General features: G+C 68.9%; 12 protein-coding genes and 1 riboswitch. Of the genes, 3 read left to right on the plus strand and 9 right to left on the minus strand.

What is annotated here, in order from left to right:
• Nucleotides 1-44: 44 nt before the first annotated feature.
• The 4 genes from rpmA to J9611_RS06610 form a co-directional block, all read right to left on the minus strand.
• A complete protein-coding gene (gene rpmA / locus J9611_RS06595) occupies nt 45-308 on the minus strand; it encodes a 50S ribosomal protein L27 (RefSeq protein ID WP_069952019.1) in 264 nt (87 codons plus the stop codon).
• 61 nt (nt 309-369) lie between these two features.
• Nucleotides 370-678, minus strand: coding sequence for a 50S ribosomal protein L21 (rplU, locus tag J9611_RS06600; protein WP_018773353.1), 309 nt, complete (start codon nt 676-678; stop codon nt 370-372).
• Between the two features lie 370 nt (nt 679-1,048).
• Nucleotides 1,049-2,668 (minus strand): bifunctional hydroxymethylpyrimidine kinase/phosphomethylpyrimidine kinase, encoded by a 1,620-nt coding sequence (locus J9611_RS06605; protein ID WP_246527461.1) that lies wholly within the window; start codon nt 2,666-2,668, stop codon nt 1,049-1,051.
• Nucleotides 2,651-2,748: riboswitch (TPP riboswitch) on the minus strand. (Overlaps the previous gene by 18 nt.)
• 105 nt (nt 2,749-2,853) lie before the next feature.
• A complete protein-coding gene (locus J9611_RS06610) occupies nt 2,854-6,123 on the minus strand; it encodes an Rne/Rng family ribonuclease (RefSeq protein WP_211878742.1) in 3,270 nt (1,089 codons plus the stop codon).
• 494 nt (nt 6,124-6,617) lie between these two features.
• Here J9611_RS06610 and J9611_RS06615 point away from each other — a divergent pair, with 494 nt between their 5' ends.
• Complete coding sequence (locus tag J9611_RS06615; RefSeq protein WP_211878744.1) at nt 6,618-7,289, plus strand: vitamin K epoxide reductase family protein; 672 nt, start codon at nt 6,618-6,620, stop codon at nt 7,287-7,289.
• Between the two features lie 98 nt (nt 7,290-7,387).
• On the opposite strand, the gene ndk is transcribed toward J9611_RS06615, so the two are convergent.
• Genes ndk through ileS form a run of 4 tightly spaced genes read right to left on the minus strand, consistent with a single transcriptional unit; the run spans nt 7,388 to nt 13,086 of the window.
• Nucleotides 7,388-7,801 carry a nucleoside-diphosphate kinase gene (ndk, locus tag J9611_RS06620; RefSeq protein ID WP_211878746.1) on the minus strand — a complete coding sequence of 138 codons (414 nt, stop codon included), beginning with the start codon at nt 7,799-7,801 and terminating at the stop codon, nt 7,388-7,390.
• A gap of 52 nt (nt 7,802-7,853) precedes the next feature.
• Nucleotides 7,854-8,324, minus strand: coding sequence for a DUF4233 domain-containing protein (locus J9611_RS06625; protein ID WP_211878748.1), 471 nt, complete (start codon nt 8,322-8,324; stop codon nt 7,854-7,856).
• 3 nt (nt 8,325-8,327) lie between these two features.
• Complete coding sequence (locus J9611_RS06630; RefSeq protein ID WP_211878750.1) at nt 8,328-9,686, minus strand: bifunctional folylpolyglutamate synthase/dihydrofolate synthase; 1,359 nt, start codon at nt 9,684-9,686, stop codon at nt 8,328-8,330.
• Between the two features lie 4 nt (nt 9,687-9,690).
• Nucleotides 9,691-13,086 (minus strand): isoleucine--tRNA ligase, encoded by a 3,396-nt coding sequence (ileS, locus tag J9611_RS06635; protein WP_211878752.1) that lies wholly within the window; start codon nt 13,084-13,086, stop codon nt 9,691-9,693.
• 319 nt (nt 13,087-13,405) lie between these two features.
• Between ileS and J9611_RS06640 the strand changes: the two genes are divergently transcribed.
• Together J9611_RS06640 and J9611_RS06645 are read left to right on the plus strand one after the other, a co-directional pair.
• Nucleotides 13,406-14,488: an endonuclease/exonuclease/phosphatase family protein gene (locus J9611_RS06640; RefSeq protein WP_246527463.1), complete on the plus strand. Its 1,083-nt coding sequence runs from the start codon at nt 13,406-13,408 to the stop codon at nt 14,486-14,488.
• Nucleotides 14,489-14,545: 57 nt separating this feature from the next.
• Nucleotides 14,546-14,905, plus strand: coding sequence for an endonuclease/exonuclease/phosphatase family protein (locus tag J9611_RS06645; RefSeq protein ID WP_211878754.1), 360 nt, complete (start codon nt 14,546-14,548; stop codon nt 14,903-14,905).
• On the opposite strand, the gene J9611_RS06650 is transcribed toward J9611_RS06645, so the two are convergent.
• Nucleotides 14,902-15,675, minus strand: a complete 774-nt coding sequence (locus J9611_RS06650; RefSeq protein ID WP_211878756.1) for an SDR family oxidoreductase — start codon at nt 15,673-15,675, stop codon at nt 14,902-14,904. The two genes, J9611_RS06645 and J9611_RS06650, sit on opposite strands and share 4 nt — an antisense overlap.
• Between the last annotated feature and the right edge of the window lie 30 nt (nt 15,676-15,705).

The following is a 15,705-nucleotide window of genomic DNA, read 5'->3' on the forward strand; positions in this document are numbered from 1 at the left end:
TGGAGCGGACCTAATGGCCCGCCCCACCGATTCAGAACTTGGTATTACTCTGCAGCTGCAGCAGCCACGATGTTCACAACGCGACGACCACGGCGGGTGCCGAACTCGACGGCCCCGGGGGCCAGGGCGAACAGGGTGTCGTCCCCGCCGCGGCCGACGCCGGCGCCCGGGTGGAAGTGCGTGCCGCGCTGGCGGACGATGATCTCGCCGGCGGAAACTACCTGGCCGCCGAAGCGCTTGACGCCGAGGTACTGGGCGTTGGAGTCACGACCGTTGCGAGTGGAACTCGCGCCTTTTTTATGTGCCATTTGAAATGCCTGCCTTAAAAATTCTGGGGAATCTGCGGAAAACCTGAACAGTAACGGTTAGTTACTTGATACCGGTGATCTTGACCTTGGTCAATTCCTGACGGTGACCCTGGCGCTTCTTGTAGCCGGTCTTGTTCTTGAACTTCTGGATGACGATCTTCGGACCACGGAGGTCTTCGAGGATCTCAGCCGTAACCGTTACCTTGGCCAGGTCCGCGGCAGCGGACGTGACCTTGTCACCGTCTACCAGGAGCAGTGCAGGCAGCTCAAAGGTGCTGCCGGCTCCACCGGGGACGCGGTTCAGGGTAACGAAGTCTCCAACGGAAACCTTCTCTTGCCGGCCGCCTGCGCGGACAATCGCGTACACCACTGTGGAACTCACTTCTCTCGACGTTTATTACTAGATTTGCGTGCGGAACCTGGGGCCAAATTGTTTGGACCGGCTCACGCTGTGCCTCTACGCCGGTGGATTCCCCGGGGGAACCCATGAGCTATTCCGTGGACAATACCGACGCGAATTCACTGATTGGAATACCGCGGGGACTGCCCTTGAGGTCATAACCCAAGTGTTGGCGTAAGCACCGAAGATCCAGACTACGCTAATTTTGCCTTCGGCCGCAAATGAGGCTGGTTCCGGTGGATGGTTCGTGCTGGGCGCCACTGGCCTTGGCCAGGGGGTTGCCGATAGAACCTCCGGAACCGTGCCCGACCATCGTACAGGCTCCCCGGTCCCCGCCGGGTCAGGCGTGCAGCCGCGGCGCGTCGAAGAAATCGACCTCGTAGCGCGATGACTGCCGGAAGGCCAGTGCCATGGCCTGCCGTTCGCTGTCCGGGGCCCGCCGCGCCGCCGCATCGGTGTAGGCGACCGCCTGCCGGGTCGCGGCGGCAAACTCCTCGTCCGCGTAGGTGCGCAGCCAGGCCGCGTAGGGGTGCCCTGCCGGGGCTCCCGCGGCGAGGAACTCCCCGTGCAGCGTGGCACCGACCTCGGCGTAGAGCCAGAAGCACGGCAGGACCGCGGCCACCAGCACCCCGTAGCTGCCGGAGACCGAGGCGGCCAGCAGATGGTCCACGTAGGACTTGGTGACGGGGCCCAGTTCCTGGCCGGCGGGGCGGGTGGCCAGCCACGTGCGGTGCAGCTCCGATTCGACTTCGAGGCAGTTCTGCGCGCCGCGGGCCCAGAAGAGCTGTTCGGCTTCCGACGGCGCGAGGGCCGACGCCCGGGCCAGCACCCGGGAGTAGCCGTTGAGATAGATGGCGTCCTGCGCGAGGTAGTAGGCGAAGTCCTTTTCCGGCAGGGTGCCCCCTGCCAGGCCGCGGATGAACGCGAGGCCGTAGATCGCCTCGAGGTCCGCCGCAGCCCCTTCCCAGACCGCCATGGCAAACTCGCCTTCCGCCGGGGCCGGGGTGCCGGGGTGCAGCCCGGCCGGGCCGGGATGGGGCAGGTGGTGGAAGTGATGGACGGGGCCGTTGCCGGATCCGACGTCGAGGCTCCCCGACTCCCGCAGCGCCCCCTGCAGCCACGGCTTGACCTCCCGGAGGGCGGCCTCCCAGTCCCCCACCCGGGCCTGCACGGTGGCCATCGCGGAGGACAGGGAGCATCCGGTGCCGTGGCTGTTGCGGGTCGGAATGCGCTCCCCGGGCACCACCACGGTCTCCCGGCCCAGCAGTCCGCCCGTGTTGACGAGCGCGTCGGGACAGCCGCCGGCGTCGGCCCCGCCGTCGTTGTCGCCGTCGTTGAGGGCGTCGGCGTCGTTGAGGTGGCCGCCCTTCACCAGCACCGTGGTACCCGCCAGCGCGGCGAGCCGTTTGCCCTGCGCCAAGGCCTCCGCCCAGTCCGCGGCGACGGGCTCCCGGAGCAGGATCGCCAGTTCGGCGAGGTTGGGGGTGATCAGGTCCGCCAGCGGCAGCAGGGTGTGCAGGGCCGTCTCGGCGGACTCCCGCAGGAGCCGGTCCCCGCTCGTGGCCACCATCACCGGATCAAGCACCACGACGCCGGGGCGCACCTTCTCGAGCCAGCTGCGGACGGCGTCGATCACGGCCGCGTCCCCCAGCATGCCGATCTTGACGGCGTCGATGGCGATGTCGTCGCTGACCGCCTCCAGCTGCGCGGTGAGGAATTCCGCCGGGGGGACGTGCACCGCCCGGACGCCCCGGGTGTTCTGCGCGGTCAGGGCGGTGATGGCCGCCATGCCGTAGCCGCCGTTCGCGGCGATGCTTTTCAGGTCGGCCTGGATCCCGGCCCCGCCGGAGGGATCGGAGCCGGCAATGGCCAGCACGCGGGGAATCCGGGGCGGCGCGGACGTGCGCGGCCGGTACGGCAGAAATTCAGACTGAAGACTTGGTGAGGACAAGACGGACATCCCTTCGCCGGTGCTAACCGGACAGGTTCAACGGGTCTGGATCTCAGCCGGCCCGATGCGCGGCACCCCGTGTCAGTCCCCCAGCCTAGCCGCATCCCTTAACGACCGCACGGGTGCGGCCCGGGAGCGGCGTATTGCTACGCCGCTCCCGGGCCGCACCCGCGGTTCAGGCAGTTGCTGGAGGCCTACAGCTCCGACGCCGGCACGCCGACGCCGAGGATGATCGGCTCGTTGGCCGCCGCGGGCCTGGCCGCCGGCGTTGCTGCGGCCGGGACCTTGGCCTCGTGGACGGCTCCGGCTGCGGCGGGCCGGGTTGCCTCGCGGTGTTCAGTTGCCTCGCGGTGTTCAATGGACGTCACGTTGGCAGCACCCTGGGCGCGGCTGGCGCTCCGGTTCCGGCGACCGCGGCGGGCACGGGACGTGGTGGCCCCGGCTTCCCGGACCTGGTCTTCATCGTGCCGGGCGGCGGCCTGCGGGGCGGCGTCGAGCCGGGCGGCCTCCTGCGGGACGGCGTCGAGCCGAGCGGCGGCCGGCCGGGCTTCGCCGCCTTCGCTCAGGTGGGCGAAGGCCTCGGTCAGCAGGTCCAGCGTGAAAGCGGGAGCCTTTACCTCCCCGGCGTGCTCCACGAACGGCAGGGCAACCTGCTCGCCGCCGAAGGTCAGCACGGCGGCCGGACGTCCGGCGGACGCTTCTTCCTTCCCGGTCCCCTCCGCGCCTGGCTCAACGGCCGCCTGGCGCGTCCCGGCGTCGCGCTGGCGGGTTCCGGCCTCGGCGGTTTCCCCGTCGTGCAGGTGGGCGGCGTGCGCCGCGGCGGCGATGTTCGCCAGTGCGGCACGTGTTGCCTCCGCCTTGGCGTGGCGCTCCTCCTCGGTCGGCTCGGGGTGCGCCGGCGCGGACAGGGCAGGCTCCAGGGCCTGTCCGCTCTTTCCGCGGCGGCGGCCCTTGCGCTCGGTCCGTGCCGCTGGCTGGGCTTCGGCCCGCGGCACGTAGTGCTCCGCGGCGACGGTGTTGGCCCGGCGGTGTTCGACGGGCTCGTCGTGGGTGACGATGCCCCGGCCCGCGCAGGCCTCGCACTGTTCGCCGAAGACCTCCAGCAGCCCGGTGCCCATCCGCTTGCGGGTCATCTGCACGAGCCCCAGCGAGGTCACCTCGGCCACCTGGTGCTTGGTGCGGTCCCGGCCCAGGCACTCCACCATGCGGCGCAGCACGAGGTCGCGGTTCGATTCGAGCACCATGTCGATGAAGTCGATCACGATGATGCCGCCGATGTCGCGGAGCCGGAGCTGCCGGACGACTTCCTCGGCCGCTTCCAGGTTGTTCTTGGTAACGGTCTCCTCGAGGTTTCCGCCGCTGCCGGTGAATTTGCCGGTGTTGACGTCCACCACGGTCATGGCTTCGGTGCGGTCGATCACGAGGGAGCCGCCGGAAGGCAGGAACACCTTGCGGTCCAGCGCCTTGTGGATCTGCTCGTCGATGCGCCAGGCCGCGAAGATGTCCGTGTCCTTGGTCCACTTCTCGAGCCGGCCCACCAGGTCCGGCGCCACGTAGGTGACGTAGGCCTCGATGGTGTCCCAGGCTTCCTCGCCGGAGACGATCAGCTTGGAGAAGTCCTCGTTGAAGACGTCACGGACCACCTTGATGGTCAGGTCCGGTTCGCCGTAGAGCAGCTCGGGGGCGAGGATCTTGGTGGACGTGGACTGGCTTTCGATGCCTTCCCACTGGGCGCGCAGGCGGTTGATGTCGTGCGTGAGCTCTTCCTCGGAAGCACCCTCGGCGGCGGTGCGGACGATCACGCCGGCGTCTTCCGGCAGGCGGTCCTTGAGGATCCGCTTGAGGCGGTTGCGTTCGACGTCGGGCAGCTTGCGGGAGATCCCGGTCATGGAACCGCCGGGCACGTACACGAGGTAGCGGCCGGGCAGCGAGATCTGGCTGGTGAGGCGGGCGCCCTTGTGGCCGACCGGGTCCTTGGTGACCTGGACCAGCACGGAGTCGCCGGACTTCAGCGCGTTCTCGATCCGGCGCTGCTTGCCCTCGAGGTTGACGGATTCCCAGTTGACTTCGCCGGCGTAGAGCACGGCGTTGCGGCCGCGTCCGATGTCAACGAAGGCGGCTTCCATGGAGGGCAGCACGTTCTGGACCTTGCCCAGGTAGACGTTGCCGATCAGGGAATCCTGCTGGGTCTTGGAGACGAAGTGCTCGGCCAGGACGCCGTCTTCGAGGACGCCGATCTGGATTCTGTCGTCGCGCTGGCGGACGATCATCTGGCGGTCCACGGATTCGCGGCGAGCCAGGAACTCGGCCTCGGTGATGACGGTGCGGCGGCGGCCGGTGTCGCGGGATTCGCGGCGGCGCTGCTTCTTGGCCTCAAGGCGGGTGGAGCCCTTGAGGGACGTGACGCGGTTGTTGACCGGCGCCTCGCTGGCGGCGCGGGGTGCACGGACGCGGGTCACCGTGTTGGGCGGGTCGTCGTCTCCCCCGCCGGTCAGTTCGAGGTCCTGGTCGCCGCGGCGGCGGCGACGGCGGCGGCGTGAGGTCACGCCGTCGTCCATGGTGCCCTCGGCGCCTTCGTCGGTCTCCTCTGCGGAGCCTTCCGTTTCGGTGTCGGCGCCCTGTTCGTTCTCGGTGCGGGTGCGTCCGCGGCGTCCCCGGCTGCGGCGCCGACGGCGGCCGCTGGCGTCCTCGCCCTCTTCTTCGTCTTCCTCAGCCTCGGCGGCAACCGGGGCCGGGCGGACCGCGGCGCTCAGATCGGGGGCCTGGAAAATCATCGAGGTGACGGCGCCGGGCTCGAGGAAGAGCGAGGCGGCCGCGGAGAGCTTCTCGGCAGGGGCTTCTGCTGCGGTTTCTGCGGGAGCTTCAGGGGCCGCCGCGGTGACGGTTTCGGCGGCAGGTTCCACAGGCGGTTCGACGGCGGCGGCGTCCCCGGCTGCGGGGACGTCTGCTGCGGGGGCGTCTGCTGCGGGGATCGCCTCAGCTGCCGGGGCGGCGGTGGCGGTGTCCCCGGCTGCGGGGGCGGCGGCCTTGGCGCGGCTGGCACGGCGTCGGACGGGCTTTTCCATGACGGAAGCCTCGACGGCGGTTTCCGCAGCGGGCTGGGTCCCAGCCGCGACGGCGGTTTCCGCAGCGGCGGTTTCCGCAGCAAAGGGCAACGGCTCGGCCGTCACTGCCGGCTTGCGGGCGCGGGTACGCCGGGCCGGCGCCTTCGCTTTAACCTCGGTGGCCGCTGCTTCGGCGGGTTCGGCTGCGGGGGAACCGGCGGGAGCTTCCGCGGCGGCTTCGGCGTCGGGGGCCGTGCCGGCGGCCTCTGGCGCCTCCGCGGGCTCCGCCGGCTGGGCCTTCGGCGCGACCTTGCGCCGTGCCCTGATAGGGCGCTTGGGCGCCGCGGGTGCAGCTGATTCTGCTGTTTCTTCGGTAACGATTGCTTCTTCGTTAACGGCTAGAACCTGGTCATTATCCATATGTGGCAACACTCCTGCCCCTGATGCGCCGCCACATCCGGCACCCGTTGGGGCAATTATTCGTCAACACCCGCAGGCATTGACAGAAGTCAATTGGATACCCTCAGGTTCGCACCGGCAGAGGGGTGCGGCAGCCCTGGAGGGCCGGCGAGATTGTTCTGAAACCCGTTGACCTACACGCCACAACCAGGTGCCGTCCAATGGAATTGCGGGATAGCCTGGATCTGAGGATCCGTAGCTCCCTACTCATCATTGGCGGTCTTGGGAACAAAGTCGCCGGACCGGAATCCGGATGTGGATCGGGTTCCAGCCACGATCATTGTCTCACAAGAGCCGCCAAAGCAGGCGTAAGCACGGCGCCGCGGGCAGTATCGCGCACCAACTGCGCACCGCAGGGGCGCCGCCGGGCCGGCCCAGGGGCACATCCCCGGCAACGCCGAGCCTGCGGCGATACAATCGGACCAGTTGCAACCGACGCAAAGGACTGTTATTCCATGCCCAGCATCTCCAGCGCAACCGGCGACGCGACCGTGCAGCAGCGGGGCCCCGGCCCGGCAACCGCCCGGCGGCCCCTTCCCCCGATGACCCGCGACCGGCCGTTCGCGTGGCTCCTGCTGGTGACCGGCGTCGTCGGCTGGCTGGCCTCCGGAACCCTGGTGCTGGAGAAACTCGAGGTCCTCAAGGACTCCACTCACGTCACCGTCTGCGACGTGAACCCGTGGATTTCGTGCGGCCAGGTGATGCAAACGTGGCAGAGCTCGCTGTTTGGCTTCCCCAACATGTTCATCGGGATCGTCGCGTTCGCCGTCATCATCACCACGGCCATGGGCATCCTCGCCGGCGCCACGTTCGCCCGCTGGTACTGGCTGGGCCTGCAGGCGGGCGTGACCCTGGGATTCGCCTTCGTGGTGTGGCTCTGGTCCCAGGCCCTGTACTCCATCCACATCCTGTGCCCGTTCTGCATGATTGTCTGGGCTGTCATGATTCCGACGTTTGTCTGGGTGAGCATCCGCAACGTGTCCCACGGCGTGATCCCGCTGCCGGCCGGCGCGGCCCGGATCCTGGGCGACTCCGGCTGGATCCTGACGGCGCTGCTCTACGTTGCCGTGATCGCGACGATCTTCTTCGCCTTCATCCAGGTCTTCGCCGGCACCTCCGGCTACTGACAGCCGGCACCTGCAAGGAGCCCGAACGGACACTTGAGGCCCCAAATCGGCATGATTTGGGGCCTCAAGTGTCCGTTCGCGCTGGAAGGGGACGCAGGTCAGAACCAGATGCCGATCTCGCGCTCGGCGGATTCCACCGAGTCCGAGCCGTGGACCAGGTTCTGCTGGACCTTCAGGCCCCAGTCGCGGCCGAAGTCGCCGCGGATGGTGCCGGGCGCCGCCGTCGTCGGGTCCGTGGTGCCGGCGAGCGAGCGGAAGCCCTCGATCACGCGGTCTCCCTCGTAGACGGCCGCGACGACGGGTCCGCTGAGCATAAACTCGACCAGCGGCTCGTAGAACGGCTTGCCGAGGTGCTCCTCATAGTGCTGCTCCAGCAGTTCCCGGCTCGCGTCGACCTTCTTGAGCTCGGCCAGGGCGTAGCCCTTGGCTTCGATCCGGCCAAGGATGGCGCCGGTCAGGTTGCGGGCGACGCCGTCGGGCTTGATCAGGACGAGGGTGCGCTCAAGGCTCACAGTTGCTCCAATGTGTCGGGGTGGGGTTTCGGTCAAAGTCTACGGGTTCCGGTTACGGGGTCTGGGCGCCGGCACCGGGCGCCGGTTCCGGGCCCGCCGGATGGGCGGCGTCCCAGGCGGCCTGCTCGCGTTCGCGCCGAGCCGCCTCGCGGTCGATCCGGATGCCGGTCCTGATCCCATACCACCAGGCCGCCGCGAAGAGCACTCCCACCACATACATCGTGGGCTCGACGATTCCGGCGAGGATCAGCACGAGCTGCAGGATCCAGCCCAGTCCCACGCCCCAGGGCCTGGAGACGACCGCGCAGGTGAACACGAGCACCAGGAACAGGGCGATCCCGACCGTGAAGATCAGGACCGGTGAAATCTCGCCGCGCCGCAGTCCGAAGACGGCCAGGGTGCCGAACAGCACCACGAAGGCTTCCAGCAGCAGGACCGTGGAGGCAAACATGACCTTGGTGGAGCGGCGCTTCTTGGGCATGCCCGGGCGCCATTCGCGCTGGGCCTTGGTCAGTCGTGCCATCGCTTAGGCATCCGCCTTTCCGAGCAGGATCCGGGCTTCCGCGACGAGCGTGATGGACCCGGTGACCAGCACGCCGCCGGCGAGGTCCTCGTTGGCTTCGGCGCGTTCCACGGCCCATTCCAGGGCGTCGTCGAGCTTCTCGGCGACGTGGATGTTGTCCTCGCCGAAGCCCAGGTCCAGCGCGAGTTCGGCGAGGTCCTCGGCCGGCACCGCCCGGGGGGAATTGGACTGGGTGAAGCAGTAGTCCGCGTCGAGGCCGCCCAGGGATTCCTTGAGCTGGCGGAGGATCTCCTCGGCGTCCTTTTCGCGCAGGACGCCGACGACGGCCACGAGTTTGGTGAAGCTGAACGCCTCGTGGATGGCCTCGGCCGAGACCCGGATGCCTTCGGGGTTGTGGGCCGCGTCCACGATGATGGTGGGCGCGGTGCGGACCACTTCGAGCCGCCCGGGGGACGTGACGGAGGCGAAGGCCTCCTGCAGGATGTCGGCGTCGAGCGCCTTCTCGCCGCCGAAGAAGGCCTCCAGGGCCGCTATGGCGACGGCGGCGTTCTCGGCCTGGTGCGCCCCGTGCAGGGGCACCAGGAGGCCCTCGTAGCGGCCCGCGATGCCCTGGATGGTGACCATCTGGCCGCCGACGGCGACGGTCCGGGATTCGACGCCGAACTCCACGCCCTCGAAGCGGAACGGGACGTGCGTTTCCTTGGCCTTCTCCAGCAGCACCTGCGCCGCGTCCACGGGCTGCGCGGCGCTGATCAGGAAGCCGCCGGGCTTGATGATGCCGGCCTTTTCGAGGGCGATGTCCCCGGTGGTGTCGCCCAGCAGGTCGGTGTGGTCCAGGGAGATCGGGGTGACGACGGCGACCTGGCCGTCGCCGACGTTGGTGGCGTCGGTGATGCCGCCCAGGCCCACCTCGATGACGGCCACGTTGACCGGCTGGTCCGCGAAGACGGCGAAGCCGAGGATGGTCAGGCACTCGAAGTAGGTCAGCCGGGGTTCGCCCCTGGCCTCGAGCTCGCCGTCCACGATGGCCAGGTACGGGCGGATCTCGTCCCAGATCCGGACGAAGGTCGCATCCGATACGGGGGCGCCGTCGATGCTGATCCGTTCCGTGACCTTGGACAGGTGCGGGCTCGTGTACCGGCCGGTGCTGAGCCCGTGCGCGCGCAGGCCGGCCTCGATCATCCGGGCCGTGGAGGTCTTGCCGTTGGTGCCGGTGATGTGGATGATCGGGTAGGCCTTCTGCGGCTCCCCCAGGATGTCCATCGCCCGGCGCAGCGGGGCCAGCCTCGGCTCCATCTTGTTTTCCGGGGCGCGTCCCAGCAGTTCGGCGTAGACGCTTTCTACAGAGAATTCGTCGGTCATGGGCTCAGGCCTCTACTTTTTCGGCGGTGGATTGTTCGGCCGGAACTTTTTCGACCGTGATCTGCGGTTCCTTGACGTCGGCCGGAACGGTGTCCAGCCGGACGGTCAGGGTCTCGGTCTGCACGAGCCCGGCGTGGGCCAGCAGCGCACCGATGGTGTCCGGCGCCGCGGTGACGGTGGTGTGGATCCGGTCGCTGACGTTGAGTCCGGCGTCCTTGCGGGCCTGCTGGATGGCGCGGACCAGGTCCCGTGCCGTGCCTTCGGCCTCGAGTTCGGGCGTGACCTCGGTGTTGAGGACTACGAACCCGCCGCCGGGCAGGACGGCGGCTGCCCTTGCGCCGGTTCCCGGGGCGGCTTCCGCCACGACGGTCTCGAGGGTGTATTCCTGCGGCTCAAGTTCGAGACCGCCGGCGGTCACCACGCCGGCCTCGTCCACGGACCAGTCGCCGGACTTGGAACCCTTGATGGCCTGCTGGACGTTCTTGCCCAGGCGCGGACCGGCGGCCCGGGCGTTGACCACGAGCTTTTGTTCGATGCCGAACTCCTCCGGGGTGGCGCTCCCGGCGTCGAGCAGGCGGACCGAACGCAGGTTCAGTTCATCCTTGACGACGGCGGCGAACCCGGCCAGCGCGTCCGCGCCGGGCGCCACGACGGTGAGTTCCTGCAGCGGCAGCCGCACGCGGAGGTTGGCAGCCTTGCGCAGCGAGGATCCGGTGGAGCAGATCTGCTGGACCCGGTCCATCGCCTCGACGAGCCCGGCATTGGCCGGGAACAGTTCAGCCTCCGGCCAGTCGGCCAGGTGCACGGAGCGTCCGCCGGTGAGCCCGCGCCAGATCTCCTCGGAGACCAGCGGCAGCAGCGACGCCGCCACCCGGCAGACCGTCTCCAGCGCCGTGTAGAGGGCGTCGAAGGCGTCCGCGTTCTCGTCGAAGAAGCGCTGCCGGCTGCGGCGCACGTACCAGTTGGTGAGCATGTCCAGGTAGCCGCGCAGTTCGTCGCAGGCCCCGGAGATGTCGTAGCTGTCCAGCTGGGCGGTCATGTTCCGGACCAGGTCGCCGGTGTTGGCCATGAGGTACTGGTCCAGGGTGTCGGCGTAGCCGTCGTAGCGCAGCTTCGCGTCGTACCCGGACGCTTGTCCACCGACTGCGCCGGCCGCGTTCGTGTACAGCGTGAAGAAGCTGTACACGTTCCAGAGCGGCAGGATGACCTGGCGGACGCCGTCGCGGATTCCCTGTTCGGTGACCACGAGGTTGCCGCCGCGCAGGATGGGGCTGGACATCAGGAACCAGCGCATCGCGTCGGAGCCGTCGCGGTCCAGGACCTCGGAGACGTCCGGGTAGTTGCGCAGGCTCTTGGACATCTTCTGCCCGTCCGAGCCCAGCACGATGCCGTGGCTGATGACGTTCCGGAACGCCGGCCGGTCAAACAGCGCCGTGGACAGGATGTGCAGCATGTAGAACCAGCCGCGGGTCTGCCCGATGTACTCGACGATGAAGTCCGCCGGGTTGTGGGTGTCGAACCAGGCCTCGTTTTCGAACGGGTAGTGGACTTGGCCGTAGGGCATGGAGCCGGAGTCGAACCAGACGTCCAGCACGTCCTCGAGGCGGCGCATGACGGACTGGCCGTCCTCCGGGGTGCGGGGGTCGTCCGGGTTGGGCCGGGTCAGCTCGTCGATGAAGGGCCGGTGCAGGTCAACCTGGCCGTCCTTGTTCAGCGGCAGCCGGCCGAAGTCGGCCTCGATCTCGGCGAGGGAGCCGTAGACGTCGGTGCGCGGGTAGTCCGGGTCGGTGGACTGCCAGACCGGGATGGGGCTGCCCCAGTAGCGGTTGCGGCTGATGGACCAGTCGCGGGCGTTGGCGAGCCACTTGCCGAACTGGCCGTCCTTGACGTTGCCCGGGATCCAGTTGATCTCCTGGTTCAGCTCGGACATGCGGTCCTTGATCTTGGTGACCTCCACGTACCAGGAGGACACCGCGCGGTAGATCAGCGGGTTCCGGCAGCGCCAGCAGTGCGGGTAGCTATGCTCGTAGCTGGCCTGGCGGACGAGACGGCCGCCGGCGCGCAGGACCTGGGTGATCGGCTTGTTCGCGTCGAACACCTGCAGCCCGGCAATCCCGGCGAGCGGGCCGTGGCCGAACATCGGCAGGAACTTCGCGCCCTCGTCCATGGACAGGACCACGGGGATGCCGGCCTCTTCGCAGACCTTCTGGTCATCCTCGCCGTAGGCGGGCGCCTGGTGGACGATGCCGGTGCCGTCGGTGGTGGTGACGTACTCGGCCACGAGGAAGCGCCAGGCGTTTTCGGTGCCGAACTTCTCGGCGTCGTCGAGGTAGTCCCAGAGCGGCTCGTAGCCCAGCCCTTCCAGCTCGGCGCCGGTGTGGGTGGACACGACGACGGCCTCGGCAGCCGCGGCGCCCTCGGCGCCGTCGCCGTAGCCGAGGTCCTTCGCGTAGGAGCCCAGCAGGTCCGCGGCGAGCAGGAAGCTGCCCGTGACGGGAGCCTCCGCGGCGGCAGCTTTCACACCGTTGGGTCCGGCAGGCAGCACGGCATACGTGATGGACGGCCCGACGGCGAGCGCCAGGTTGGTGGGCAGCGTCCAGGGCGTGGTGGTCCAGGCGAGCGCCTGCACGCCGGCGAGCTGCCGGGACAGCTCCGACTCCCCCGCCGTGATGGGGAACGTGACGGTGACGGTCTGGTCCTGGCGGTTCTTGTAGACGTCGTCGTCCATGCGCAGCTCATGGTTGGACAGCGGCGTCTCGTCCTTCCAGCAGTAGGGCAGCACGCGGTAGCCGTTGTACGTCAGGCCCTTTTCGTGCAGCTGCTTGAAGGCCCACAGCACGGATTCCATGTATTCGACGTTGAGCGTCTTGTAGTCGTTTTCGAAGTCCACCCAGCGGGCCTGGCGGGTGACGTATTCCTGCCATTCGCCGGCGTACTTCATCACCGAGGAGCGGCAGGCGTCATTGAACTTGTCGATGCCCATGGCCTCGATCTGTTTCTTGTCCGTCATGCCGAGCTGCTTCATCGCTTCCAGTTCGGCGGGCAGCCCGTGGGTGTCCCAGCCGAAGCGGCGCTCCACCCGGTGTCCGCGCTGGGTCTGGTAGCGGCCCACGAGGTCCTTGGCGTAGCCGGTCAGCAGGTGGCCGTAGTGCGGGAGGCCGTTGGCGAAGGGAGGCCCGTCGTAGAACACGAATTCGTTGCTGCCGGGTGTCCCGCCGGGCAGGTCGGGGCTGCGCTGGTCGATGCTCGCCTGGAAGGTGCCGTCCTCGTCCCAGTACTTGAGGATGCGTTCTTCGATCTCCGGGAACTTCACGGAGGCCGACACACCAGACGTGTTGGAAGCAGAGGTGGTGGCGCCTGGGCCGACGGGAGCGGCGGAGGCCTTCGGGTAATAAGTCATCTCGACATCCTGGGTTGAGCTGGTGAACAATTTCAGGATGCGAGGACGGCCCGTACGCTGTTGTCCATTGTTGCTGTCCAACGTTGCCGGCACCGCGGTACCACCTCACTTACCGTCGCCGGGCCCCTGTGAGAGGACAGAGCACCGGCGTCGGCCGCTCATTACTGCTGTGACGGGCTTACCCGTCCGGTTCTACTGGCCCCCACGCGCCTGGTGGCGAAGGCGTTCTTCCGGAAGCTCACCGGTGATGGCCGGGTCAAAGCTGTTGCCACCAGTCTAACGGGTGTGCTGCGGGACTGGACAACCTAGACTCAGGCGCATGAGCTTGCCCGATCCCGGCCGTCCCGCCAGGCTGGGCCCCCGGCGCCGCGGGGCCCGGGCGTGGCGCGCGCTGGCGCTGCTGACGGCCCTGCCGCTGGCGGCGCTCGCGGTCTTCCGTGCCGTGCCCGGCGAGTGGCCCGCGGCGGTGGAGCAGTGGCTGGCCTTCACGCCGTGGCTGGTGCTGCCCGCCGCCGCCGGACTGCTGTTCGCCCTGCTGGGCCGGCGCGCCTGGCTGGTCGTGGTGGCTTCGGGGCTCCTGGCCGTGCAGCTGTTCTGGCTGTTCCCGCAGGACTACCTGGTGTCCCAGGACAACGCCGGGGGGACCCCCCGGGGCACTCCGGCCGGCGGCGCGCGGACGGTGCAGCTGAAGGTAATGGACATCAACGCGGAACTCGGCGGGGCGGATGCGGCCGAAATTGTGCGGCTGGTACGGGACAACGGCATCGGGCTGCTGACCATCCAGGAGCACACCCCGGCGCTGCAGGAACGGCTGGCGGCCCAGGGGCTGGACAGTCTGCTGCCGAACAGGATCAGCCGCCCCGTGAACGGTGCCGCCGGCAGCGCGTTCTACTCCCTTCATCCCATGCAGCCGTTGGGTGCCCTGCCGGATTCCCAGTTCCAGGTGCCGACCGTCCGCCTTGTCCTGGACGCCGGCGGACAATCCGATGGGCAGTCCGATGGGCAGCCCGCGGTTCTGGACGTGACGAACGTCCACGCGCAGCCGCCGATTGGCGGCCGGATCGAACGGTGGCGCAGTGATCTCGCCGCGATCGGCACGCTCACGGCCGGTCCGGGGAACCTGCTGCTGGTCGGCGACTTCAACGCCACCTACGACCATTCCGAGTTCCGCCAGATCCTGCACGGCGGCCCCGGCGGCCGGCAGATGGTGGACGCGGGAACGGCCGCCGGGTCGCGGCTGGTTCCCACCTGGCCGATGGACGGGCAGCTGCTGCCCGGAGTCGTGATCGACCACCTGGTCACCAGCCCGCAGGTGCGCGCCACCGCCTATTCGGTGCACCGCGTGGCCGGGACGGACCACGCCGCCATCATGGCGACGCTGGCCGTCCCGGCAGCACCCTGACCCACAACGCGCCGGGCGCCGCATGGCCAGCAGAGGATTGACCGCCACCTGACGGTCATGTCCCTGAACCTCGGCAGCTCGGAGGTGGATGCGGCCGCTGTGCTTGAGGCGGTGGCGGCGAACGACGTCGACTTTCTGGCGCTGCCGGAACTCAACCCGGTAACTCTGGAACGCCTTGAACAGGCGGGCATCGCCCGCCTCCTGCCCTACCCGGGCACCGACGTCGACTGGGCGAATGTCGGAAACGGGATTTTCCCGGTCTTCCCGCTGACGACGCCGGGCCGCGTCCCCGGCAGCGGGTTCTTCCAGAGCAGGCCCGCAGCCGAGGTGCGGGGCATCCCGGGCGGGATTCGCCTGACCTCGGTGCATGTGAATTCCCCGCGGCCCGGACACGTGCCCCGGTGGCCCTGGACCTAGCCCTTGCGGATCAGCTTGTAGTTGGAGGCCTGCGCCACCGGCCGGATCACGATCTGGTCCAGGTTGACGTGGTGCGGTGCCGCGACGGCGTAGCGGACCACCTCGGCGACGTCGGCGGGGGTCAGCGGCTTCTCGACGCCCTGGTAGACCTTCGCCGCGGCTTCCTCGCTGCCGAGCCGGTTGAGCGCGAACTCCTCGGTCTGCACCAGGCCGGGAGCCACCTCGATGACACGGACATTGTGCTCGGCCTCCTCCAGCCGCAGGGCGCCGGTGACGGCGTGCTGGGCGAACTTCGCCGCGTTGTAGCCGCCGCCGGTCTCGTAGGCGGCCAGCCCCGCGCTCGAGGTCAGGTTCAGGACGGTTCCCTCGCCGCAGGCGCGCAGCATGGGCAGGAAGGCGCGGGTGAGCTTCATGGTGCCGAGGACGTTGACCTGGAACATCCACTCCCAGTCCTCCGTCTTGGCGTCACCCACCTTGTCCGCCCCGCGGGCGCCGCCGGCGATGTTGATCAGGGTGTCGATGCCGCCCGCGCGGGTGACCTCGTCCAGCAGCCGGGCGACGTCGGCGTCCTCGGTGACGTCGGCGGGGACGGCCACGGCGCCGGTCTGCGCCGCGAGCGCCTCGAGCCGGTCCGCGCGGCGGGCGACGGCGAAGACCGTCCAGCCCTCGGTCCGAAGTGCGCGCACAGTGGCCTCGCCGATCCCGGTGCTGGCGCCGGTGACTACTGCTGCTTTGGCTACTGTTGCCTTGTTGTGGATTCCCTCAGTCATGGCACCACCCTAACGTCCCGGCTCCGACTC

The organism is Pseudarthrobacter albicanus, from assembly GCF_018224015.1.
GTDB lineage: Bacteria > Actinomycetota > Actinomycetes > Actinomycetales > Micrococcaceae > Arthrobacter > Arthrobacter albicanus.